The sequence below is a fragment of the Erythrobacter alti genome, from assembly GCF_037996805.1.
Classification (GTDB): domain Bacteria; phylum Pseudomonadota; class Alphaproteobacteria; order Sphingomonadales; family Sphingomonadaceae; genus Alteraurantiacibacter; species Alteraurantiacibacter alti.
Genome location: NZ_JBBNAX010000011.1, coordinates 88,661 through 110,700 on the forward strand (window position 1 = coordinate 88,661; position 22,040 = coordinate 110,700).

General features: G+C 62.4%; 25 protein-coding genes. 18 read left to right on the top strand and 7 right to left on the bottom strand.

The window, feature by feature from the left end:
* The first annotated feature begins 66 nt into the window (after positions 1-66).
* The 4 genes from AAC850_RS13375 (at position 67) to miaB (ending at position 3,213) form a co-directional block, all read left to right on the top strand.
* Positions 67-507 (top strand): Ros/MucR family transcriptional regulator, encoded by a 441-nt coding sequence (locus AAC850_RS13375; protein ID WP_340589339.1) that lies wholly within the window; start codon positions 67-69, stop codon positions 505-507.
* 128 nt (positions 508-635) lie between these two features.
* Complete coding sequence (locus tag AAC850_RS13380) at positions 636-1,055, top strand: Fur family transcriptional regulator (protein WP_340589340.1); 420 nt, start codon at positions 636-638, stop codon at positions 1,053-1,055.
* A gap of 10 nt (positions 1,056-1,065) precedes the next feature.
* On the top strand, positions 1,066-1,821 hold the full coding sequence (locus AAC850_RS13385) for a lysophospholipid acyltransferase family protein (RefSeq protein WP_340589342.1): 756 nt from the start codon (positions 1,066-1,068) through the stop codon (positions 1,819-1,821).
* A 48-nt stretch (positions 1,822-1,869) separates the two neighbouring features.
* Complete coding sequence (miaB, locus tag AAC850_RS13390; RefSeq protein WP_340589343.1) at positions 1,870-3,213, top strand: tRNA (N6-isopentenyl adenosine(37)-C2)-methylthiotransferase MiaB; 1,344 nt, start codon at positions 1,870-1,872, stop codon at positions 3,211-3,213.
* Between the two features lie 35 nt (positions 3,214-3,248).
* Here miaB and AAC850_RS13395 read toward each other — a convergent pair whose 3' ends face one another.
* Positions 3,249-4,142 (bottom strand): hypothetical protein, encoded by an 894-nt coding sequence (locus tag AAC850_RS13395; RefSeq protein WP_340589345.1) that lies wholly within the window; start codon positions 4,140-4,142, stop codon positions 3,249-3,251.
* Between the two features lie 117 nt (positions 4,143-4,259).
* Here AAC850_RS13395 and AAC850_RS13400 point away from each other — a divergent pair, with 117 nt between their 5' ends.
* From AAC850_RS13400 to AAC850_RS13415, 4 genes are all read left to right on the top strand, one after another.
* Positions 4,260-5,318 (top strand): PhoH family protein, encoded by a 1,059-nt coding sequence (locus AAC850_RS13400; RefSeq protein WP_340589346.1) that lies wholly within the window; start codon positions 4,260-4,262, stop codon positions 5,316-5,318.
* A 2-nt stretch (positions 5,319-5,320) separates the two neighbouring features.
* A complete protein-coding gene (gene ybeY, locus AAC850_RS13405) occupies positions 5,321-5,815 on the top strand; it encodes an rRNA maturation RNase YbeY (RefSeq protein ID WP_340589348.1) in 495 nt (164 codons plus the stop codon).
* Positions 5,816-5,832: 17 nt separating this feature from the next.
* Positions 5,833-6,771, top strand: a complete 939-nt coding sequence (locus tag AAC850_RS13410; protein WP_340589349.1) for a hemolysin family protein — start codon at positions 5,833-5,835, stop codon at positions 6,769-6,771.
* 112 nt (positions 6,772-6,883) lie between these two features.
* Positions 6,884-7,762 (top strand): LysR family transcriptional regulator, encoded by an 879-nt coding sequence (locus tag AAC850_RS13415; RefSeq protein ID WP_340589350.1) that lies wholly within the window; start codon positions 6,884-6,886, stop codon positions 7,760-7,762.
* A 19-nt stretch (positions 7,763-7,781) separates the two neighbouring features.
* On the opposite strand, the gene AAC850_RS13420 is transcribed toward AAC850_RS13415, so the two are convergent.
* Positions 7,782-8,246, bottom strand: coding sequence for a peptidylprolyl isomerase (locus tag AAC850_RS13420; RefSeq protein ID WP_340589351.1), 465 nt, complete (start codon positions 8,244-8,246; stop codon positions 7,782-7,784).
* A 113-nt stretch (positions 8,247-8,359) separates the two neighbouring features.
* Between AAC850_RS13420 and mgtE the strand changes: the two genes are divergently transcribed.
* From mgtE to AAC850_RS13440, 4 genes are read left to right on the top strand one after another with little or no spacing between them, the layout of a single operon-like run.
* Positions 8,360-9,775, top strand: a complete 1,416-nt coding sequence (mgtE, locus tag AAC850_RS13425; protein ID WP_340589352.1) for a magnesium transporter — start codon at positions 8,360-8,362, stop codon at positions 9,773-9,775.
* Positions 9,776-9,830: 55 nt separating this feature from the next.
* The gene (locus AAC850_RS13430; RefSeq protein WP_340589353.1) at positions 9,831-10,331 is read left to right on the top strand and encodes a GNAT family N-acetyltransferase; all 501 of its coding nucleotides are present in this window, start codon (positions 9,831-9,833) and stop codon (positions 10,329-10,331) included.
* Between the two features lie 31 nt (positions 10,332-10,362).
* A complete protein-coding gene (locus AAC850_RS13435) occupies positions 10,363-10,752 on the top strand; it encodes a DUF1489 family protein (RefSeq protein ID WP_340589355.1) in 390 nt (129 codons plus the stop codon).
* Positions 10,753-10,805: 53 nt separating this feature from the next.
* Positions 10,806-11,051: a hypothetical protein gene (locus AAC850_RS13440; RefSeq protein WP_340589356.1), complete on the top strand. Its 246-nt coding sequence runs from the start codon at positions 10,806-10,808 to the stop codon at positions 11,049-11,051.
* On the opposite strand, the gene AAC850_RS13445 is transcribed toward AAC850_RS13440, so the two are convergent.
* The 3 genes from AAC850_RS13445 to AAC850_RS13455 are packed head-to-tail and all read right to left on the bottom strand — an operon-like array spanning position 11,048 to position 13,997.
* Entirely contained in the window at positions 11,048-11,734 is a 687-nt protein-coding gene (locus AAC850_RS13445; protein ID WP_340589358.1) for a DsbA family oxidoreductase, read from the bottom strand. The genes AAC850_RS13440 and AAC850_RS13445 overlap by 4 nt on opposite strands.
* On the bottom strand, positions 11,731-12,642 hold the full coding sequence (gene nudC, locus AAC850_RS13450; RefSeq protein WP_340589359.1) for an NAD(+) diphosphatase: 912 nt from the start codon (positions 12,640-12,642) through the stop codon (positions 11,731-11,733). The genes AAC850_RS13445 and nudC overlap by 4 nt, the downstream gene beginning before the upstream one ends.
* Complete coding sequence (locus AAC850_RS13455; RefSeq protein ID WP_340589360.1) at positions 12,642-13,997, bottom strand: serine hydrolase domain-containing protein; 1,356 nt, start codon at positions 13,995-13,997, stop codon at positions 12,642-12,644. Before AAC850_RS13455 ends, nudC begins: the two co-directional genes overlap by 1 nt.
* An 84-nt stretch (positions 13,998-14,081) precedes the next feature.
* Here AAC850_RS13455 and AAC850_RS13460 point away from each other — a divergent pair, with 84 nt between their 5' ends.
* Entirely contained in the window at positions 14,082-14,303 is a 222-nt protein-coding gene (locus tag AAC850_RS13460; protein WP_340589361.1) for a hypothetical protein, read from the top strand.
* Here AAC850_RS13460 and AAC850_RS13465 read toward each other — a convergent pair.
* On the bottom strand, positions 14,300-15,331 hold the full coding sequence (locus tag AAC850_RS13465; protein WP_340589362.1) for an A/G-specific adenine glycosylase: 1,032 nt from the start codon (positions 15,329-15,331) through the stop codon (positions 14,300-14,302). The two genes, AAC850_RS13460 and AAC850_RS13465, sit on opposite strands and share 4 nt — an antisense overlap.
* A 29-nt stretch (positions 15,332-15,360) precedes the next feature.
* Here AAC850_RS13465 and AAC850_RS13470 point away from each other — a divergent pair, with 29 nt between their 5' ends.
* From AAC850_RS13470 to AAC850_RS13485, 4 genes are all read left to right on the top strand, one after another.
* Positions 15,361-15,927 (top strand): DUF721 domain-containing protein, encoded by a 567-nt coding sequence (locus AAC850_RS13470; RefSeq protein ID WP_422723203.1) that lies wholly within the window; start codon positions 15,361-15,363, stop codon positions 15,925-15,927.
* On the top strand, positions 15,924-16,634 hold the full coding sequence (locus AAC850_RS13475) for a DsbA family protein (RefSeq protein WP_340589365.1): 711 nt from the start codon (positions 15,924-15,926) through the stop codon (positions 16,632-16,634). Before AAC850_RS13470 ends, AAC850_RS13475 begins: the two co-directional genes overlap by 4 nt.
* A gap of 107 nt (positions 16,635-16,741) precedes the next feature.
* Entirely contained in the window at positions 16,742-17,497 is a 756-nt protein-coding gene (locus AAC850_RS13480) for a thioredoxin domain-containing protein (protein WP_340589366.1), read from the top strand.
* An 18-nt stretch (positions 17,498-17,515) separates the two neighbouring features.
* Positions 17,516-20,932: an AAA family ATPase gene (locus AAC850_RS13485; RefSeq protein WP_340589368.1), complete on the top strand. Its 3,417-nt coding sequence runs from the start codon at positions 17,516-17,518 to the stop codon at positions 20,930-20,932.
* Between the two features lie 55 nt (positions 20,933-20,987).
* Here the strand turns inward: AAC850_RS13485 and soxR are convergent, their stop codons facing one another.
* A complete protein-coding gene (gene soxR / locus AAC850_RS13490; RefSeq protein WP_340589369.1) occupies positions 20,988-21,428 on the bottom strand; it encodes a redox-sensitive transcriptional activator SoxR in 441 nt (146 codons plus the stop codon).
* A gap of 177 nt (positions 21,429-21,605) precedes the next feature.
* Between soxR and AAC850_RS13495 the strand changes: the two genes are divergently transcribed.
* Entirely contained in the window at positions 21,606-21,992 is a 387-nt protein-coding gene (locus tag AAC850_RS13495) for a VOC family protein (protein ID WP_340589371.1), read from the top strand.
* Positions 21,993-22,040: the final 48 nt, after the last annotated feature.

Below are 22,040 nucleotides of genomic sequence, written 5' to 3' on the forward strand. Positions count from 1 at the left end.
GCCGCGCGAAGTTCGTTCCACCAAACGAGAACGAATGAACACGGGTACGCACACGCAGAGGTAACAATGGATAACTTTGAATCTGACACGAACGAGATGCTGATCACGCTTACTGCTGACATCGTCACGGCTCAGGTCGCCAATAATAACGTCGATTCCGACACTCTCCCCGCACTGATCCAGAATGTTTACGGCGCGCTCGCTTCGCTTGGCGAAGAGAAGACGGTCGAAGAACGTCCCGAACCTGCGGTCTCTGTTCGGGCATCGGTGAAGAACGATCACGTCGTCTGCCTTGAAGACGGCAAGAAGATGAAGATGCTCAAACGTCACCTGATGACAGATCACGGCATGACGCCGGACGAATATCGCGAGCGCTGGAATCTGCCCGCCGATTATCCGATGGTCGCACCTGCCTATGCGGAAAAGCGCCGCGAGCTGGCGAAGAAGATCGGTCTTGGCCGCAAGCCGGGCCAAAAGCCCAAGGCAAAGGCTGGTCGCAAGAAGTAATGCGATCCCAACTGTAGATGGCCGCAAGGCCCCTGCTTGAGCGAAACGCCCCGTGCCCCTAAGGCTACGGGGCGTTTCCTTTTGCAGAGGCTTTTGCAAATCACTCCTTTTCGGGCCAATATAGACCTATGATCGATCTCGAAGCCCTCTGTGCCGAACGTGGCCTGCGTATTACCGACCAGCGGCGAACAATCGCCAAGGTATTGTCCGAAAGCGACGATCACCCGGACGTGGAATTGCTGCACGAACGCGCCTCTGCGGTCGATCCGAAGATTTCGATCGCCACGGTCTATCGTACGGTGCGCCTGTTCGAAGAGGCGGGCATCCTCGACCGGCACGATTTCGGTGATGGCCGCGCCCGCTACGAAGCCGCGCCCGAGGCTCACCATGATCACCTGATCGATGTCGAAACGGGCAAGGTCGTGGAATTTGTCGATCCCGAACTTGAGGCACTCCAGCGCCAGATTGCCGAGAAGCTGGGATACCGCCTCGTCGATCACCGGATGGAACTCTACGCCGTTCGCCTCGACCGCGAAGAGAAAAGCTGAGGCGGACCGCGTGGCGCAGGCAATCGCCAACAGCGCAGCGCGCATTTCACCATTGGGTTACGGACTGATCGCGTTGCGCCTTTTCGTAATGGTGGCGCTGCTGCTGATCTGCGTTCCGCTGCATTATCTCTGGCGCCTGCTCGGGCTTGATCGCACCTGGCCGCGCGTGTTCCTGGCCGGTGTCGGCATGGCAGCCGGCTTGCACTTGCGGCGCCATGGCAAGCGGGTTCCGGGCGCGCTGCTGCTCTCCAACCATGTCTCCTGGCTCGACATACTTGCGCTCTCACACGCGGCGAACAGCGCCTATGTCGCGCATGACGGGCTGGCGCAATTCGGCTTTCTCAAATGGCTGTGCAGCATGAACGAGACCGTGTTCATCGCCCGTGATCGGCGCACCGATGTCAGCCACCAGGCCGATGCCATCCGCGCGGCAATGGACCACGGCGGCACGCTGACGCTTTTCCCCGAAGGCACTACGAGCGATGGCACAGGACTGCTTCCGTTCAAATCCTCGCTGCTGGGCGCGCTGGAGCCGCTGCCCGAAGGCGCTGTCGTCCAGCCGGTGCTGCTCGCCTATGCCGACGTGCCCGACATTGCATGGGTGGGGGACGAACCGGGGCTGGATAATTTCAAGCGAGTGCTCGCCCGCCTGCGACCCGTGCGCCTCGATGTGCATTTCCTTGCTCCGCTTGCGGGTGACGAGTTGGCGAACCGCAAAACCATGACCGCGGCTGCGCGGGAGCGGCTCGTGCAGGCCTTGGCGTGATCGCAGCGCTTTAAATCGCCGCGCTTATCTTCTAAGGGCGCAGCCCTGATGAAACCTACCGACACCCCCAAGACCTACCGGGTCAAAAGCTTCGGCTGCCAGATGAACGTCTATGATGGCGAGCGTATGGGCGAACTGCTCGAAGCCAAGGGCATCACGCCAGCGGCCGAAGGCGAGGACGCCGATCTGGTCGTGCTCAACACCTGCCACATCCGCGAGAAGGCGACCGAGAAGGTTTATTCCGATGTCGGGCGGCTGGTGAAAGCCGGCCGCAATGCGGGCAAGGACCCGATGATCGCAATCGCAGGCTGCGTGGCACAGGCCGAGGGTGAGGAGATCATGAAGCGCGCTCCGGCGGTTGGCATGGTCGTTGGCCCGCAGGCCTATCACCGGCTTGGCGACATGGTGGACAAGGCTGTATCCGGTAAACGCTCGACCGATACAGACATGCCCGAAGACGCCAAGTTTGCCGCCCTTCCGGCGCGTCGCAAGGTGTCTCCGACAGCATTCCTCACCGTGCAGGAAGGATGCGACAAGTTCTGCACCTATTGCGTTGTACCCTATACGCGGGGCGCGGAAATATCGCGGCCTTTCAGCGCATTGGTCGATGAAGCCAAGAGACTGGTCGAAGCCGGCGCGCGGGAGATCACGCTGCTGGGCCAGAACGTCAACGCCTGGAGCGGCGAGGATGGGGCGGGCCACACCGTTGGTCTCGACGGGTTGATAAGGGAACTGGCCAAGATCCCGGAATTGCAGCGTATTCGCTACACCACCAGCCATCCGGCAGACATGTCGGACGGTCTGATAGCCGCGCATGGCGAGATCGCCAAGCTGATGCCCTATCTGCATCTTCCGGTGCAAAGCGGGAATGACCGTGTGCTCAAGGCGATGAACCGCAGCCACACCGCGGAAAGCTATCTCAAGCTGCTTGACCGCTTCCGCGAAGCGCGCCCCGATATTGCGTTGTCGGGCGATTTCATCGTCGGCTTCCCGGGCGAGACCGATGCCGAATTCGAGGACACGCTGAAGCTGGTCGATGCGGTGGGTTATGCGCAGGCCTACAGCTTCAAATATTCCCCGCGTCCCGGCACACCCGCCGCCAGCATGGACAGCCAGATCGCCGCCGAAGTCATGGACGAACGACTGCAACGCCTCCAGGCCCACCTCGGCCGCGACCAGCACGCTTTCAACGAAGCGAGCGTGGGCAAGACCTGCGATGTCCTGATCGAGCGCAAGGGCAAGCGCCCCGGCCAATGGCTCGGCAAGTCTCCGTGGCTGCAATCGGTGTTTTTCGAAAGCGACCTAGCTATCGGCGACATGGTCCGCGCCGAGCTGGTGCAGGCAGGACCAAGCTCATTGCAGGGTCGTTTGCTGGAAACCATCTCCGCCTGATCTTTCCGGCTCCCTTGCGGAGCCCGGCGAAGAGCTCAGTCCTCGCCCTCATATTCCTCGGCCACTGCTCGCGCCAGCCGGACAGCGGGCGCGTTCGGTCGCAGCGCGTATAGAGCGGTGAGGTAGGCCCGGTCGAACCGCGTCAGCCGTTCGGGACCGCCTTCTGCCGGGAATGGTGCGGTGATGCTCGCAGGTTCGGGAAACTCGCCGTCGAGCGGGATTAAATCGGGGGCAAGCAAACGCATCGTGGCATAATCGGCCAGCCGGTCGATCTCCATACCTTCGATAATTTCCGAGTCGAATATGATCGCAGCACTCACGACCCCGCGGCTGAAGGCGAGCTCCGCCCTGCTCGGCCAATTGTTGATGTTGATCCGCGCGTCGACGTTGAATGACCCGCCGACATTGTCGTCGCCAGGCACCGCCCGTCCATAGGCAAGGCGGCGCCCTCCCATGTTACGGTCTTCCTCATTGTGCCAGACGATGAATTCATCTCCGCGCGCGACCGCAGCATCGACAGCGACGCGCTCTTCGCGCGGCAGCAACATCGGCTGTTCGTCCTTTATGCGCTCGACGAGCCCCGCCACGTCGTGGAAGATCAGCACCATCGCGTTCACCCGGCACCCTTCCCCCTGCGCGGGCAAGCCGATATCGGCGGCATTGCGCACGATCCGGTCGTGAAGATAATCGTTACCCGCGCTGTTCAGTCCGCTGACCGAAAGGCACAGCGCATCGAAAAATCGCGTGGCGGGCACATCGGGACGCGCATCTTCGGCGAGTCGCTGGACGAGCGATCGCACGTCCTCCGGCGCTCTCGCAGTTTCGCCTGGCACCACAATCTCGCCCTCTGCGGGCGCATCCTGCGCGGTTGCAGTATAACTGGTGAGGCCGAGCATCATCGCCAGGCTCAAGGCGAAAGGCGTTCTCATGCCCATATCATAGCGCAAATGTGGCCGAATGACGACTTTCCACCGTGAACCGCACCCTCCCCGCTTGCCAGCGCGCGCATCCGGCTTATCTTCCAAGTTACAGTTCGAAAGGATTAGATGGCCCGTAAAGCACACAAGGGCGACAACCATGCCGCCACAATCGCCAAGCCGGCGCCAAAAGCGGCGCAGGGCCAGGACCCATCCCGGCGCGCTCGCCTTGAAATCGGATTTGACGAACAGGCCGTTCTCGGAGCGCTGTTCGGGCAATTCGATGCCAACCTCGTTCAGATAGAAAACCGTCTCGGCGTCTATATTGCCGCGCGCGGGGACAAGGTCATCATCGAAGGTGCGGCCGAAGAAGTGGCCCGCGCCCGCGACGTGCTGATGAAGATGCACGAAAAGCTGCTGACCGGAGAGGAAATGGATGCCGGTGCGATCGATGCCCTCATTTCCATGTCCGACGAGCCGACACTGGAAGGCATTATCACCGGCGACGCCAAGACCCCGCCGATCATGATCCGCACGCGCAAGAAGACGATCACGCCGCGCAGTGCGATGCAGGGCGAATATATGCGCCTGCTCGCGCGGGAGGACGTGATCTTCGCGCTCGGCCCGGCGGGTACGGGCAAGACCTACCTCGCGGTCGCGCAGGCGGTCAGCCAGCTTATCACGGGCAGCGTCCAGCGTCTGATCCTGTCGCGTCCTGCGGTCGAAGCTGGCGAGCGACTGGGCTTCCTGCCCGGCGACATGAAAGAGAAGGTCGATCCGTACCTGCGACCGCTTTACGATGCGCTGTACGATACCATGCCGCCTGAACAGGTCGACCGCCGGATCGCCAGCGGTGAAATCGAGATCGCGCCCATCGCATTCATGCGCGGTCGCACGTTGGCCGATGCATTCGTGATCCTTGATGAAGCGCAGAACACCACGCGCGAACAGATGAAGATGTTCCTCACCCGCTTCGGCCAGAACAGCCGCATGGTGGTGTGCGGCGATCCCAAGCAGGTCGACATCCCCGGCGGCGACCGGATGAGCGGACTGGCCGATGCGGTCCAGCGCCTCGAAGGTGTCGAAGGCGTGGGCGTCACGCGCTTCACCTCCGCCGACGTCGTGCGCCACCCAATTGTCGGGCGCATAGTCGAGGCTTACGAGGGACCAGACGGTCACGCGGATTAGGCGTGGAACTCGAAATCGACATCGAAGACTGGCCCGAGGCGGACTGGGAAACGCTTGCCGCGCGAATTGCTGAAGCGACCGCGCAAATCGTGCCTGAACTCGCCAATCCACGCCTTGTCACCAGTATGCTGTTCACCAGCGATGCGGTGGTGCGCACGCTCAACCACGACTGGCGGGACAAGGACAAGCCGACCAACGTGCTCAGCTTCCCCATGCTCGAACGGCTCGATCTCGTGCATCTGGACCCGGATGAAGGCCCACCCGAAATGCTCGGTGATATCGCCCTCGCGCATGAAACCTGCGCGCGTGAAGCCGCCGAAAAGGGCATCTCGCTGCAGCACCACGCCAGCCACCTGATCGTACACGGCTTACTCCATCTCGCTGGCTACGATCACGAAACGGGCGAGGCAGACGCGCAGGCAATGGAAGCATTGGAAGTAAAGGCGCTTGCACTTATGGGTATAGCCAACCCATATACGGGCGACTCAGCGGAATAAGGAAAAGCGACAGGGCAATGCCCGATAGTGAAAAACCGGGCGACTCCCAAAGCGGAGACGCGGACAGTAGTAGCGGCGGATTGTGGAATGCAATCCGCGGCCTTTTCGATGATGACAACGACACCTCCCTGCGCGCGCAGCTTGAGGAAGCTATTGACGAGCATGAGGACGAAGCATCGCGCAACGGCAGGGACGAGCCGACCAAGGGCGATCTTTCGCCGGTCGAGCTTACCATGCTGCGCAAGGTGCTGCATTTCAGCGAGCATGACGCCGACGACGTAGCGATTCCGCGCAGCGAGATCATCGCGGTGGACGTCAACGCGCCGTGGGCGGACATGGTCGCCACCTTCGCCGAGCACGGTATCTCGCGGATGCCGGTTTACCGTGGCCAGCTCGACGATGTGATCGGCATGATGCACATCAAAGACGTGTTCGCCTTCCTCGCCAGCGGAGAAGAACCACCGACTGATTGGTCCACACTGATGCGCCAGCCGCTCTATGTGCCGCAAGCACGCGGTGCGCTGGATGTCCTGGCCGACATGCGCCAGCGCCGCACCCATCTGGCTATCGTGGTCGATGAATTTTCAGGCACTGACGGCATCATAACGATCGAGGATCTGGTCGAGGAAATCGTCGGCGAGATCGAGGATGAGCACGATGAGGCTCCGATCGAGCAATTGATGGAGATCAGCGACGGCATCTGGGACGCCGACGCCCGCGCCGAGCTGGACGATGTCGCCGAAAAGGTCGGCGATCCGCGGCTCGCAGAGATAGAGGAAGCGGTCGATACGCTCGGCGGGCTGGCTTTCGTGCTGGCCGAAGGTGTGCCGCAGCCCGGAACCGTGCTCGAACACCCAGGCGGCTGGAAAATCGAGATTACTGCGGGCGACGAAACCCATGTGACTCGCCTTCGCCTGCATCGCCCCCTGCCCCCCACGCCGGAGGATGACGGCTAGGAGAGCGTCTCCGGCCGCAGGCAACCGTAAAATTGGTGCGGTGCAGCAAAAAATTCGCTGCGATGCAAATTGTTACTCGACAGCAGCCCTTGTCGTGGCGACAAAGGCACCCGTGCGCCGCCTTCCTCCCCTCCGTGCCCTGGAAGCATTCATCCGGACCGTCAGGCTCGGCTCTGCCCGTGCGGCAGCCAGCGAGTTGGGGCTCAGTCCCTCGGCCCTGTCGCGCAGGATCAGCAATCTCGAGAGTTTCACCGGGCGCAAGCTGTTCTCGCGTTCGGGCCAGACGATGCGCCTGACCGACGAAGGGCGCACTTTCTATGACGCCGTGGCCCCGCATCTTGAAGCACTGGCAGCATCGGTCGAATCGCAGAGCGAAAATCTGCAACTCATGCGCTTGCGCCTTGGCGTAATGCCGCTGTTTGGCACGCAGCGGCTGTTTCCTCGACTAAGCGAGTTGCGCGAGAGCCATCCGCGCCTGCATCTTGATATCGATACCGGCCCGCATCTGGTCGACCGCGTCGGAGATACGCTCGATGCGGCGATCACGCTGACCACCAAGCCGGTGGAAGGCCTGTATGGCATCCAGCTGGACCAGAACACGATCCACGCCATCGCCAACCGTGACGTGGTCGCAGAAATGGGCGACCAGCCCGATACCAGGCTGCTGGAAAAGCAGACTTTCCTTGTCCACACAGACATGCCGCTCAGCTTCGATGCGTGGAAAGTCGCGCTGGGATTGGAAGGATTGCAGCCTGCGGCCATCGATCACTATGATTCGGGCCAGCTGATACTCGAGGCAGCAGCGCAGAGGATGGGTATCGCCATCATGCATGATGACCATCTGGCGCGGAACAATGATGCGCGCCTTGCCCCGCTATACAATCAGACCGTGCAGAGCCCCTATTCCTACTGGTTCATCTGCCGCCCGGCCGACCTGGAAGCGCGACCGGTGCGCATCTTCCACGATTGGCTGGTAAAGGCGGGGCTGTAACACCCCGCCCTCACTAGGTTCAGGAAACGGTCGCCTTGGCGATCTTGCCCGGATTGGCAGGCGGTTCACCCTTGGGAAGCGCGTCGACATGGTCCATGCCGCTCTCGACTTCGCCCCAGACAGTGTACTGGCGGTCGAGGAAGCGGGCGTCGTCCAGGCAGATGAAGAACTGGCTGTTCGCGCTGTTGGGATCCTGCGTGCGTGCCATCGAGCATACGCCGCGGTTGTGCGGCGCATCGCTGAATTCCTGGTCGAGGTTGGGCTTGTCCGATCCGCTCATCCCGGTGCCGGTCGGATCGCCGCCCTGCGCCATGAAGCCGCTGATCACGCGGTGGAAAACCACGCCGTCGTAAAAACCTTCCTTCGCCAGCTCGGTAATGCGCGCGACGTGGTTCGGGGCAAGGTCGGAACGCAGCTTGATAACGACATCGCCGCCTTTCCCGTCTCCGCAGTCGAGGGTGAAGGTGAGTTTTTCATCGGCCATTGGTAATTTCTCCTTGAATTGATGGCCGCCGATATAGGGGTGGTGCAGCGAAAGTCACGCTTTGCCCACATGGCTCGCTTGCTTTTGCGGCGCAGCACAATAGACCCGCCCCCATGGCCGAGACCGATCTTCAAGAACTTGCCGAAGAGCCGCCCGTACAGGGTGAAGGCGAGCAATTCGATGAGGAAAACCGGCTGAAGCCCGAATTCGTGCGGCAAGTGCGCGAATCGCTGCGCGACGACAATGAGGACAGCACCTACGATCTCGTAGAACCGCTTCACCCCGCCGACATCGCCGACCTGTTCGAACTGTTCGACCGCGACGACCGCGGGGTGCTGGCCGCCGCCATCACCGATTTGATGAGCAGCGAAGTGGTCGCCGAGCTCAACGACTACGTGCGTGAGGACATGCTCGAATCGCTGCCACCCGAAGCGGTGGCGGAAATCGTCGAGCAGCTCGAAACCGATGATGCGGTCCAGCTGATTGAGGATCTCGACTTCAACGACCAGCGCGCCATCCTGGCCGAGGTCGAGCCTGAAGACCGCGCGGCGATCGAGAACGCGCTCGCCTATCCCGAGGAATCTGCCGGACGCCTGATGCAGCGCGAGCTGGTGGCGGTTCCCGACAGCATGACGGTGGGCGACCTGATCGACTACCTACGCAAGAACGATCAGCTGATCACCGATTTCTGGGAAATTTTCGTCGTCGATCACCGCTTCCACCCGGTTGGCACCTGCCAGCTCAGCTGGATCCTGCGCACTCCTCGCGATATCGCGCTGACCGATGTGATGAAGCGCGACCAGACGCTGATCCCGGTCGACATGGACCAGGAAGAGGTCGCCCTGCGCTTCCAGAAATACGCGCTCATCTCCGCCGCCGTGGTCGACGAGAGCGGCAGGCTGGTCGGCCAGTTGACGGTCGATGACATGGTCCACATCATCTCCGAAGAAGCGGGCGAGGACGCCCTGCTGATGAGCGGTGCCGGTGAAGGCGACATCAACGAGCCGCTGCGCGATGCCTATTCGGCACGGGTGCGCTGGCTGATCGCCAATCTCGGCACTGCCGTGGTCGCCAGTGCCATCATTGCATTCTTCGGTGCGGCTATCGAACAGCTCGTCGCGCTGGCGGTGCTCATGCCGATCGTCGCCAGCATCGGCGGCAATGCCGGTACGCAGACCATGGCCGTCACCATCCGCGCCATCGCGATGAACCAGCTTACCCGCTCCAATACGCGGCGCATCCTGCTGCGCGAGCTGAAGGTGGCGCTGATGAACGGCGCGACGGTCGCCGTGCTGATAGGCATTGCCACGGCGCTGATCTTCACGCCTGAACTCGGCGCGGTGATCGCCCTTGCAATGGTGGTCAACATCGTGGTGTCGGGGCTGGCAGGCGTGCTCGTACCGGTCGCTTTCGAACGGCTTGACCAGGACCCGGCCGTGGCGAGCAGCGTTTTCGTGACGATGATCACCGATTCAATGGGTTTCTTTGCTTTCCTCGGCCTGGCCGTGGCGGCGGGGCTGGCCGGGTGAACCGGTTCATCATGTCCACAAGATGCACGTAGGCCCCGGTGTCACCATCGAGCCGATGCAACGTTCCGACATAGCTGGGGCATTGGCGATACAGGCAGCCAGCTATCCCGCCACTCTGCAGGAAGACGCCGCCGCCTTTTCCAGCCGCATCGATCTGCCGAATTCCTACTGCGTGATTGCAAGGAGCGGTGAAGAACTGCTCGCCTACCTGCTTGCCCACGGCTGGACCGGCAATTCACCTCCGCCCTTGGGCGCGCAGATTGCGCAACCAGCCGAAATTGACACGCTCTACCTGCACGACCTCGCGGTAGCCCCAGCGGGCCGGGGATCGGATCTGGGCAGGAAACTGGTCGAGCACGCGCTGGCGCTGGCTGCGCAAGACGGATTGCACCGGGCTGAACTGATCGCTGTCTTCGACGCGTGGCGCTATTGGGAGACGCTGGACTTCTCGCTGACTGCTGCCACCCCGGCCATTGCCGCGAAGCTCGCCGGATACGGTCCCGATGCGCGCTGGATGACACGCGAATTCCAGGCTGACACTAACGCCGGACCTTGAGCGCGCGGCGGCCTGTCCCTATCTTGTCGCCATGCCGCTCAACCTGACCAAGATCGCTTTCGGCGCGAAAAGCTTTGCCGATATCGAGGAATGGTACGCCAACCGCAGCAGCTTCAAGGTCAACACCCGCTATCGCCCCACGCGCTGGGAAGAAACGATCGGCGGTTCCCTGTTCTGGATCCACGAACACAACATCGTCGCGCGCTCGCAGATACTCGATTACGAGCAGCAGGATAACGGTCGCTGGTGGATCAATATCGAACCGCGGCTTGTCCGGGTCATGCCCAAGCCCAAGCGCGCCCATCAGGGTTGGCGCTACATGAAGGGTGAGCCGCCACGCGATCTGGCCGACGGGGAGGATATCGGTGACATCATTCCCGGCAAGCTGGCGGGCAAGCTTTCACGCCTCGGGCTGATCTGACTTTTCGGAACGGTGCCCCCTCCTCGCCCGTTGGTCGGGAAAGGAGAATTAATATGCCCGAACGTCAATCCATGCATCCCGATAACGAACTGATCGATTCCATGCAGGAAGGTGCCACGCCGTCGCAAGGGAGCCGCTCCGGCGGCACGGTGCCCAAGGATGTCGGCACGCGCGGCGAGTTGAATCGCGCAACCGATCCGGACCACCGCGAATCTGTGGTTGGCAGCGACAACCCGGCGCAGGACGCGAAGAAGGGACCCAAGACGCAGGCCGCCATCGAATCCGAAGCGAACAGCTAGGCGCTTTCAGCCGGTTCCATATTCGCAATGTTGCGCAGGGCCTTGGCAAAGTTCTCGGCTCCCTGCGCGCCTTGCAGCAGGTATTTGTTGGCGATGACGAAGCTCGGCACGGCAGTGATGCCCATCTCGCGACCACGCTCGGTTTCGAGGCGGGTTGCGGTCGCCAGCGTATCGTCCCCCAAGGCCTCCGATGCATCGTCGGATCGTAATCCGGGCACCTCGCCCGCAATTTCCGCCAAGACCTGCGGATCGGAGATATTCCGCCGCTCGCGAAAATGCGCCTTGAAAAAGGCCAGTTTCAGCGCGGTCTGGACCTCCGGACCCTTTGTAGCGAGCGCCCAGCGCAAGAGTTTGTGCGCGTTAAAGGTATTCCAGCGCATGGCATCGGGCGCGTTGCCCTCGCCATCGTAAGTCAGCGGGAAACCGGCCTCTTCTGCGGCAGCCTCCATCTGGTCGCGCTTGGCCGCCGCTTCCTCCAGCGTGTAGCCGTATTTCTCGGCCAGATGTTCGAGCGCATTGCCGCCTTCTGCGGGCGCATCGGGATCGAGCTCGAACGGCATCCAGCGGAAAGTAACTGCGACCTCGTCAGCGACCATCTCCATCGCCTTGGTGAACTGTGCATAGCCGACTGCACACCAGGGACACATGACATCGGACCAGATTTCTACGTCGATTTCGGTCATGCGCCTTGCTCCAGCCACCATTTAAGCAAGGTATGGGCAATTGCTTCGCGCGGCGGCGCGCGGAACGCTCCCTGTTCGGGATCGCTCTGTAGTGCCTCGGCAACCTCGGCGCGGGTGAACCAGCGCGCATCTTCCAGCTCGGTCTTGTCGAGCGTGATCTCGCGGCCCGTGGCATAGCCATGACAACCGATCATCAATTGCGAGGGAAACGGCCACGGCTGGCTCGCCACGTAGCTGACATCGCACAATTCGACGCCCGCTTCCTCGAGCACTTCGCGCGCGGCGCCCTCCTCGATGCTTTCGCCCGGTTCAACAAAGCCGGCGAGCGCGGAATAGCTGCGCTCCGGCCAGTTCGATCCGCGCCCGAGCAAAACGTCGCCGTCGTGCTCGACAAGCATGATCGCAACAGGATCGGTGCGCGGGAAATGCGGCGCGCCGCAGCCGCCATCGGACTTGACGCAATTGCGCTGCCAACCGCCCTTGGCGATGACCGTAGGCTTGCCGCAATTGGCGCAATAGCGGTGCCGTGCATGCCAATCGACAAGGCTGCGCGCTCCGGCATAGATCGCCAGATCACGCGCTTGTAATTGCATGACAATCGCGCGATTGGCGCGTTGTTCAAAGGCTTGGCGCGTGTCACCCTCACCGGGCACAGGTGCGAAGATGGGCGTTTCATCCTTCAGCCCCATGTAGACGAGTTCGCCGTGCGCTTCGCCGCCATTCAGAGGCGTAAACGTCAGTCCGTCACCCTGCAGAACGGGTAGCAGGCCATCGAGCGCCATCAACCGTGCATCGGAACGCGCAAGCATCTGTGCAAGTCGCTCCTCATCGGCGCGCGTATGATCGTCACGGTCCATGCCGTGGCCGGTAAGCGCAGGCCGGGGGGCGGTTGCCTTGATAGATGCCATCAGCGCGATGCCAGCCGCATCGCGTCCTGCGCAACGGCAACCGGGAAGCGCGACTGAACGTCGTAATTCTCGGCCGGCATATATTGGGTCATCAAGGTATGGCGCAGGCCAGCCTGCAAATTGACCAGCCCGACTGTTCCCGCCGCGCCAAACCAGCCGTAGAGGCCGGCGGTATTGCCCTGGCCTACCAGCCCTGCCGCGCCGAATCCGAAGGTTTGGCCGTTGGCGGTGAAACGCCCGTTGCTTGCCAATGTTTCAGGGAAAAGGTCGGAAGCGCCCATCCGAACCGCAGCTTCGCTCATCACGCGCACTCCGTCGATTTCGCCATATCCGGCAAGCATCCGGAGAAACCGGTCGTAATCGCGCGCGCTTGATACGAGACCAGCACCGCCGAACGGGAAAGCCGGCCTGTCGAGGAAGATCGAGCTTCCCGGCAGGTCCAGCGGCAGCGGCACTCCGCCCATGAGGAAGTAATTGGCCGCTAGCCTGCGCGAATCCTGTGCCGCGACGCGGAAACCGGTGCTGTCCATGCCGACCGGCGTGAAGATGCGCTGCTGCAGGAAGTCGTCGAACGCCTGCCCGGTCACAACTTCGATAACGCGGCCGAGCAAATCGGTCGCCACCGAATAACTCCAGCGCGTTCCCGGCTGGCGGACCAGCGGCATCTCGGCGAGGCGATCGGCGAATTCGGCAAGGCTGGGTGCCGGATTGCCACCCATCAGGTCTTGCGCGATCGCCATGCGGCTGGCGGAGAACGGGACCAGTCCTGCGCGCGAATAGGCTGCCTTGATCGGGCCTTGCTGGACAATTGTGTAGCCGAATCCGGCCGTGTGGGTCAGCAAATGGCGGATCGTGATCGGGCGGGCGGCCGGTTCGAGATTGTCCGCGGTGATCGGCCCGTCATATTGCCGCTGCACCCGCATATTGCGATAGGCGGGCAGGATCTCGTGCAAAGGCTGATCGAGGCCGAGCAGGCCTTCATCGATGCACATCATCACGGCCATGCCCGTGATCGGCTTGGTCATCGAATAGATGCGGAACAGCGTGTCGGGCCCGACCGCGCTCGTGCCATCGAAAGTGCGCGATCCGGCGGATACGAAATCGGGAGCGGACTGACCGAAACCCATACCCGCCACCATGCCGGCCACGCGGCGATTATCGACATAGGAGCGGATGAAGCGGGTGACCTCGGGCCACCTGCTCGACACATCAGTCTGTGCGTAGGCGGCCGGAGCGAACGGCAAGCCGGAAACGGCAGCGCCAGCGCCAAGCGCGGCACCGGTTCGCAAAACGACACGGCGGGAGAAAGCGGTCGAGAGATATTGCGGCTGCATGACTTGGGGGATCTCTTTCACAGTAGAATTTCGGTCGCGAGACTAAGCCGCGAAATTGAAAGCGGCAAGGTTGCAGAACGCTACTGTGTTGCCTATCTATAACACATGCTGAACATAATCTCGATCCTTATCGGCCTCATATCGCTGGTCATTGTCATCCCTGCGCAAATCCCGCTGCTCGGCTGGGCCAACTGGATTGCCCTGCCCATTGTCGCGGTAGGACTTGCCTTCGGACAATTGTCGAGCAGCAATGCCGGTCGCAATTTTTGCCTTGTGGTTTTCCTGATCGCCGTAGTTCGCCTGATGCTGGGCGGCGGTATCATCTAGTCGCGGTCGGCCAGGATAAGCTGCGCCGCCTTGGCAAACAGCGTTGGCAAGCCCGCATCGTCGATCCGCTCGACCGGCCACCACTCCCCTTCTCCTTCCGGCGCGGGCTGCTTGCCGGCATGAACAGCTACGCCAAGTTCAAGATCGAAATGGGTGAAAGAATGGCGCACCACGCCGCCTCCTTTCCATGCACCTGACACCGGCGCATCGCCATCGCCGTCGCCACGCGCCGACCAGCCATCGTCGGGCAAGGCGCGCATCCCGCCGAGCATCCCCTTTCCCGGCCGCTTGACCAGCCACACGGCACCTTTGTGCTCGATCCAGAACGCGGTCCCGGTGCGGCGCGGCTTGGCCTTTTTCGGCGCCTTGACCGGAAGACGCAGCGGATCTCCGCTTGCCCGGCCCTCGCACTTGGCGCTGAGCGGGCACAACAGGCATTTGGCATCGCGCGCGGTGCAAATGCCCGAGCCCAAATCCATCATGGCCTGCGCGAAATCGCCAGCGCGCTCGTCCGGTGTGATCGCGTCGGCTCTCATGCGGATCGCCTTGCGCGCGCCCGGCAAGGGCTCGTCGATGGCGAACAGACGGGCGACAACTCGCTCCACATTGGCATCGACCACCACGGCCCGCTCGCCAAAGGCAATCGCTGCAATAGCCGCGGCTGTGTAGTCACCCACGCCGGGCAATTTTCGCAACCCAGCCTCGGTTTCGGGAAATCCGCCCATCGCCGCGACCTCGGCGGCACATTTCACCAGATTGCGTGCACGCGAATAATAGCCCAACCCTGCCCAGGCGGCCATCACCTCCGCTTCAGGCGCGGCGGCAAGCGCCTCAACGTCTGACCACGACTTCGTGAACTTGGCGAAATATGGCTTTACCGCAGCTACGGTCGTTTGTTGCAGCATCACTTCGGAAAGCCATACGCGGTATGGATCGGGCCGCTCCCCGCCCGGCGGCGAACGCCATGGCAAGTCGCGGGCGTGGGCATCATACCAGTCGAGAAGCAGTGAAGAGATGGTGGCGGTCACGCGCCGCCTATGGCATGAGCATGGCTTCCATGGAACGTGATGACAAACCGAAATCGGGGAAGAGCGGCTCGGGCGGCGCAAAACCGCCGCGCAAGGTCGCCAAACCCTACCAGCGCCCTCGCGGTGGTCCGGCCAGGCCGGTGTCCGATCTCGTTCCGCAGATTGGCCGCGCAGCCTTTCGCCGCTTCGGATTCGTGCAGTCATCCGTGGTGACCCGCTGGCCCGAGATTGTCGGCCCTACGCACGCCAAGGTCTGCGCGCCCGAAAGCATTCGCTTCCCGCCAGGCGAGAAATCGGACGGGATCATGCAACTGGTCGTGCTTCCTGCCCATGCGCCGCTGATCCAACACGTGATCCCCGAGATCATGGAGCGGGTGAACCGCTTTTTCGGTTACAAGGCGGTAGCCAAGGTCAAGATCCGGCAAGGCGTGGTTAAGCCGCCGCCTGCTGGAGAGAAACGCGCTGCTCCGCCGTCGCTCAAGCCCATTCCGATGGACCTTGGCGAAGGCCTGCGCGATATTGGTGACCCTGAATTGCGCGCCGTGCTGGAATCGCTTGCCCGCTCGGTCGCGAACAAAGAGGATAGTGAGACATGAATTTTCGGCGTTTCGTGGCTGCTCCGGCTGCCGCAATCGTTGCCTTGGCTGTGCCCGCAACGCCCGCCCTGGCACAGGATTGGAATGCGCAGATTGTCGAAACCGACAAGGGCTTCCGCGTCGGCAACCCCGAAGCGCCGCTGCAATTGATCGAATTTGTCAGCTACACCTGCCCGCACTGCGCGCATTTCGAGCAGGAATCCGAGGCAGAGCTGAAATATGTCTACGTACTTGAAGGGCTGGCTGCGGTCGAAGTGCGCCATCTTTTGCGCAATCCGATCGATGTAGCCGTGGCATTGGTCACCGAGTGCGGGGCGACCGAGAATTTCTTCCAGAATCACCGGGCACTGCTTCACACCCAGCCCGAATGGCTCGCCCGCGCGCAGGACACTTCGCCAGCGCAACAGGCGCGCTGGACCAGCGGCACGATTGCTGCGCGTATGCGCGCCATCGGCAATGATCTCGACCTTCACGAAATCATGGAAGGGCGCGGTTATACCTTCACCCAGGTCGACAATTGCCTCGCCGATAGCGAGCGAGCGCTCGCCATGGTCGATGCTTCGGCAGCAAATGCGGCCGAGTTCAATGTGCAAGGAACGCCCAGTTTCGTTCTCAACGGCAATTTGCTCGACGGGGTGCACGATTGGGCTTCGCTGGTCCAGATCATGGCCCCGACACGCGAATCTGCCATGACCACCGCCGAATAAGGGGAAAACCCTGTGCAAAAGCGCCGTTTCCGGACCCCCGGCGCTTTCAACCGAGCATCGCATACGTCTAGCTTGCGGGTCCGCATTACGACAGGACGCTTTCAGACATGACCATTTCGCGCCGTTTCGCCTTTGCAACCCTTGCCGCGCCGCTGGCGCTGGTGCTTTCCGCCTGTGGCGAGGAAGCGGCCGATGGCGAAATAGCCGAAGGTGATCCCATTGCAGCGATCCCTGCACCCGAAGGCCAATCATGGACCGACATCGTCGAAGTGACCGAACATGACGGATATCTGCTCGGCAATCCGGATGCGCCGATCAAGGTCGTCGAATACGGCTCGCTCACTTGCGGCGCCTGCGCCAACTTCGCCCAGAACGGTGCCGAACAACTGCGCGAAGAATACGTCAGCACCGGTGTAGTCTCCTTCGAACTGCGCAATCTCGTACGGGACGGCTACGACCTCACGCTTGCCCGCCTGACGCGGTGCAGCGCGCCCGAAAGCTTCCACGCACTGTCCGACCAGGTCTGGCTCAATTTCGAGGAAATCATGGGCGGTGCGCAGCAAGGCCAGCAGGCCATGCAGCAATTGGGCGAACTGCCCGACGATCAACTGTATGTTGCCGTAGCCGAAACTGCCGGCTTCCTCGATTTCTTCGCCGCGCGCGGGGTCAGCCGCGACCAGGCTGCCGCGTGTCTCTCGGATAACGCATCGGTTCTGGAAGTCGGCGCGAATTCGGATGCGCAAGCGCAAGAATTCAATGTGACCGGCACCCCGACCTTCTTCGTGAACGATGTGCGGGTGGATGGGATAAACTGGTCCGATCTCGAACCGGTTCTCCAGCGCGCCGGCGCTCGGGAAGAGTAAGGCGCAGGCGGGCAACGGATGGAGTTTCGCAAACTTCGGCTGACCGGCTTCAAGAGCTTCGTCGAGCCGTCTGAATTGCGAATCGAGCCCGGGCTCACGGGCGTTGTCGGCCCCAATGGGTGCGGCAAATCCAACCTTCTTGAAGCGATCCGCTGGGTGATGGGCGAAAACTCGCCCAAATCGATGCGTTCGGGCGGCATGGAGGACGTGATCTTCGCGGGCACTTCCGCCCGCCCGCCGCGCGATTTTGCCGAGGTCGTGCTCCACGCCAAAGACGATGACGGCGAAGACCTCGATGTCACCCGCCGGATCGAACGCGGTGCGGGCAGCGCCTATCGCATGAATGGCAGCGATGTGCGCGCCAAGGACGTGTCGCTGATCTTTGCCGATGCCGCGACCGGTGCCCACTCCCCCGCCCTCGTCAGCCAGGGCAAGATCGCTCAGGTCATCGCCGCCAAGCCGACCGAGCGGCGCATGATGCTGGAAGAGGCTGCGGGTATTGCCGGGCTGCACGTGCGCCGCCGCGATGCCGAGCTGAAGCTGCGCTCGACCGAGAAGAATCTCGAACGGCTCGAAGACCTGATGGCGGGCCTCGATACGCAAATGGCTTCGCTCAAGCGGCAGGCCAAGCAGGCCGAACGATACACCAGGCTTTCAGACCAGATCCGCATTGCCGAGGCGCGGCTGCTGTTTGCCCGCTGGCGCGATGCTGCTGCCGCGGCAGAAGCTGCTCGCGTCCAGGCAAAAGAGGCTGATGACAAGGTTGCCGGCGCACAGGCGACTGCGAAAGCAGCGCAGAAAGCGCAAGCCGAGCTGGCGGGCAAGCTTGCCGAACTGCGCGATGAACTCGCCGACCGCCGGGATGACGCGAGCGCGCACGGTCATCGCATGGCAGCGCTCGCCAGCCAGTTGGAAGCGGCAGAGGAACGCCTGCGCGACCTCGATCGGCAAAAGGAACGGCTGGAAGAAGACAAGTTCGAAGCCGACCGGATGACGCAGGACGCGGCCAAGGCGCTGAAAGACCTTGAAGCCGCACTCGCCACTGGTGAAGCCGCGCTTGAGGTCGATGAGGCCAAGCGCCCCGATCTGGTCGCCAAGGTCGAGGACAGCGAGCGCGCAGGCCGTACCGCCGAACTCGCGCTGGCCAAGGCGACGGCAGACCATGCGGGCGTCGAGGCAGACTGGCGCGTGGCACAATCCGAGATTTCACAGACCGAAGCACGGCTTGAACGGCTCGCAGGTGAAGCGCAGCGGCTGGAGGCCCAGCGCGAAGCCCTGACCGGCGCGCGTGATCCGCAAGAGGCGCTCACCGAAGCGCGCACAGCAGCTGACGACGCCACCGCTCTGGTGGCGCAGCGCAAGAGCGAAGGCGAAAGCGACCGCGCGCTCAAGGAAGAGGTGACGCAGGCGCGAGACGATGCCCGCGAGGCGTTTGCCGCCGCCAAGGCCGAGCTTGCCGGGATCGAACGTGAGCACGCCGCGCTGGAGCGGGACCGCGCTGCCCGCGCGAAGCAGCAGGCGAACCGGTCGGGCCGCTCTCTCGCGATTGACAAGGTGCGCGCTGCACCGGGCTTTGAACGTGCGCTCGCTGCCGCACTTGGGCGCGATGCCAAGTCTCCCTTGGGTGCGCCACAGGGCGAAGGCCGGTACTGGACAGGACGCTCAGCGCCTTCGCCCGTGCCGGACTCACTCGCCAGCCACGTCGTCGATTGCCCCGAAGAACTCGCCGCACGCATGGCACTGGTCCATGTTGCCGACAGCGATGACGGGCGCACGCTCGATCCCGGCCATTGGCTGGTCACACGCGACGGCGCGCTCCGCCGTTGGGACGGCTTTGTCGCACATGGCGAAGGCGGGGCCGAAGCTGCGCGGCTGGAGGCGGACAACCGATTCTCCGAACTGGCCGAGAAATTGCCCGCGCTGCAGGAAAAGCTCGCCGAAACAGAGGCACAAGTCGCACGCACGCAGGATCGTTATGCCGCAATCCAGCAGGCGCTGATCGAACGTGACCGAGCCATTGCAACGGCCATCGAAGACGAGCGTGCCGCGCTGCGGGCGGTTGACCAGGCAGAGGCTGCAGTCGCGCAAATGGCATCGCGCATGGAACAGATCGCCAGCGCGAGCGAAGACCTCGCCAGCCAGCGCGAAGCTGCCGAAGCCGACCTTGCGGCGGCCAAGGCGCGGCTTGCCGAACTGCCCGATCCCGAAGCTGGTCGCGCCTCGCTCGATGCTGCGCGGGCCAAGCATGAGGCGGCGCGGGAAAGCGTGCAGGCCGCCAATGCCGCGCTCGCCGCGCATGACCAGTCGCTTGCTGTCTTGCGTGAACGGGTCGCCACCCAGCGTGCCGACATCAAGGGCTGGCAGGCGCGGGCGGGTGATGCTGCGGCGCGGCTGGCGGGCATGTCCGCCCGGTTCGAGGAGATCGCCGAGGAACGCGCGGTCGTCGCGGCGAAGCCCGACGGCCTGATGCGCGAGATCGAAAGCGGCGAAGCGGTACGCGCAAGACTGAGCGAAGAATTGACCAGGGCCGAGAGCGCGGTTCGCGAGACCGAGGCGCAGGCGCGCGAGGCCGATGCCGCTCTCGCCGATCTCAACGAAGCACTCTCCGCCACCCGCGAACAGCGCGCCACATTGGCCGCACGCGCGGAGAACGAGGAAGCGCGGCGCGAGGAAATGGCGCGGATTTCGGGCGAACGCTTCCAGGCGCCGCCCGCGATGCTGCCCGGCCGCTTCGAATTCGATGAAGAAGCAGTCAAGAACTCGGGCCTCGAAAGCGACGAGATGGACCGTCTGGTGGCGAGCCGCGAGCGCATCGGTCCGGTCAACCTCGTCGCCGCCGAGGAATTGTCGAAGATAGAGGAAGAGCACGGTTCGAGCGCCGCGGAACAGGCTGAGCTGGGCGAAGCGGTTCACCGGCTGCGCGGCAGCATCGGCAATCTCAACCGCGAGGGCCGCGAACGGCTGAAAGCGGCGTTCGAAGAAGTCGATGCGCATTTCCGTCGCCTGTTCACGCGCTTGTTCGAAGGCGGGCAAGCGCATTTGGCGTTGGTCGACTCAGACGATCCGCTTGAAGCCGGACTGGAGATTTACGCGCAGCCGCCGGGCAAACGCCTGCAATCGCTGAGCCTGCTTTCGGGCGGCGAACAGGCGCTGACCGCCACCGCGCTGATTTTCGCGCTCTTCCTGACCAATCCGGCCCCGATCTGCGTGCTGGACGAGGTCGACGCGCCGCTCGACGACGCAAATATCGAACGCTTCTGCGACCTACTTGACTCGATGGTGCTCGAAACCAACACCCGCTATCTGATCGTCACCCACAATGCCGTCACCATGAGCCGCATGCACCGCCTGTTCGGCGTGACAATGGTCGAAAAAGGTATCTCGCGGCTGGTCAGCGTGGACCTTGGCGAGGCTGAGGCGCTGGCGGCGGAGTAGCCAGAGTTAATGGTAAAGCAGGTTCGCCACTGATTTGGCGAGAATGCCAGTTCGCCTAATCCAGCACAGCCCGAGGCCCCGGCCCTTTGAGCCCCATCCTATCATCCTTGTTGTAGAGCTGGCACTTGGTCAGACTCAGGCAGCCGCAGCCGATGCATTGGTCGAGCTGGTTCCGGGTACGGGTGAGCAAATTGATCTTCTCGTCGATCTGCACGCGCATCGTGCGGCTGATCTTCTGCCAATCGGCCAGTGTCGGATTGCGGCCTTCGGGCAAGCGGGACAATTGTTCCTCAATCTCGGCTAGGCCAAGGCCGAGTTTTTGTGCGATGAGGATGAAGCTGACGCGGCGAATATCGCTGCGCAAGAATCGTCGCTGGTTGCCGCTGGTGCGTAGCGGCTGGAGCAGCCCCTTCTCTTCATAAAAGCGCAGCGCCGACACTGCGACACCCGTGCGCTTGGCCAAATCGCCAATGCCGATCCAATTGAGCTTGGTCATTGCGTCCCGTCCCTTCTGGCCGTCCGACAACACCCGCTCGGACAACATTTTATCCCCAATCTCTTGACCTGAACTTAGCTTGAGGTTGCATGATTGGCAAATAGCGATTCGCAGACGGCCTGTAAGCGCGTCGGGAAATCGCTAATTTACAAAGGGTTAGAACAGGAAATTTGCACCATGGAACAAGTCTCTCTGCAAGGTCGAATTGAACACGTAAATCTTACCGTAAGCGACATGGATCGCTCGATCGCGCTGTTGCAAGACCTGCTCGGCTGGCAATTACGCGTCCGTGCACCGCATGGCGAGAGCGGCGAATTTGCGCATGTTGGCAGCGACAGCGACTATTTCGCGCTGTGGGCCGATGGAGGCGATTATTCCGGCCAGCGCAAGGGAAAGCCGCTCAACCATGTCGGCCTGCAGGTTGAAGATCTGGACGCTGCAGATCGCGTTGTGCGCGAACACGGGCTCGAAACCTTCAGCCACGGAAAATACGATCCCGGCCCGCGCAGCTTCTATTTCTTCGACTGGGACGGGATCGAATTCGAGGTGGTCAGCTATGAATGAGATTATGCCAAGGGAGCCGATGTTCGCCCAGCCGCCATCGAATACGAA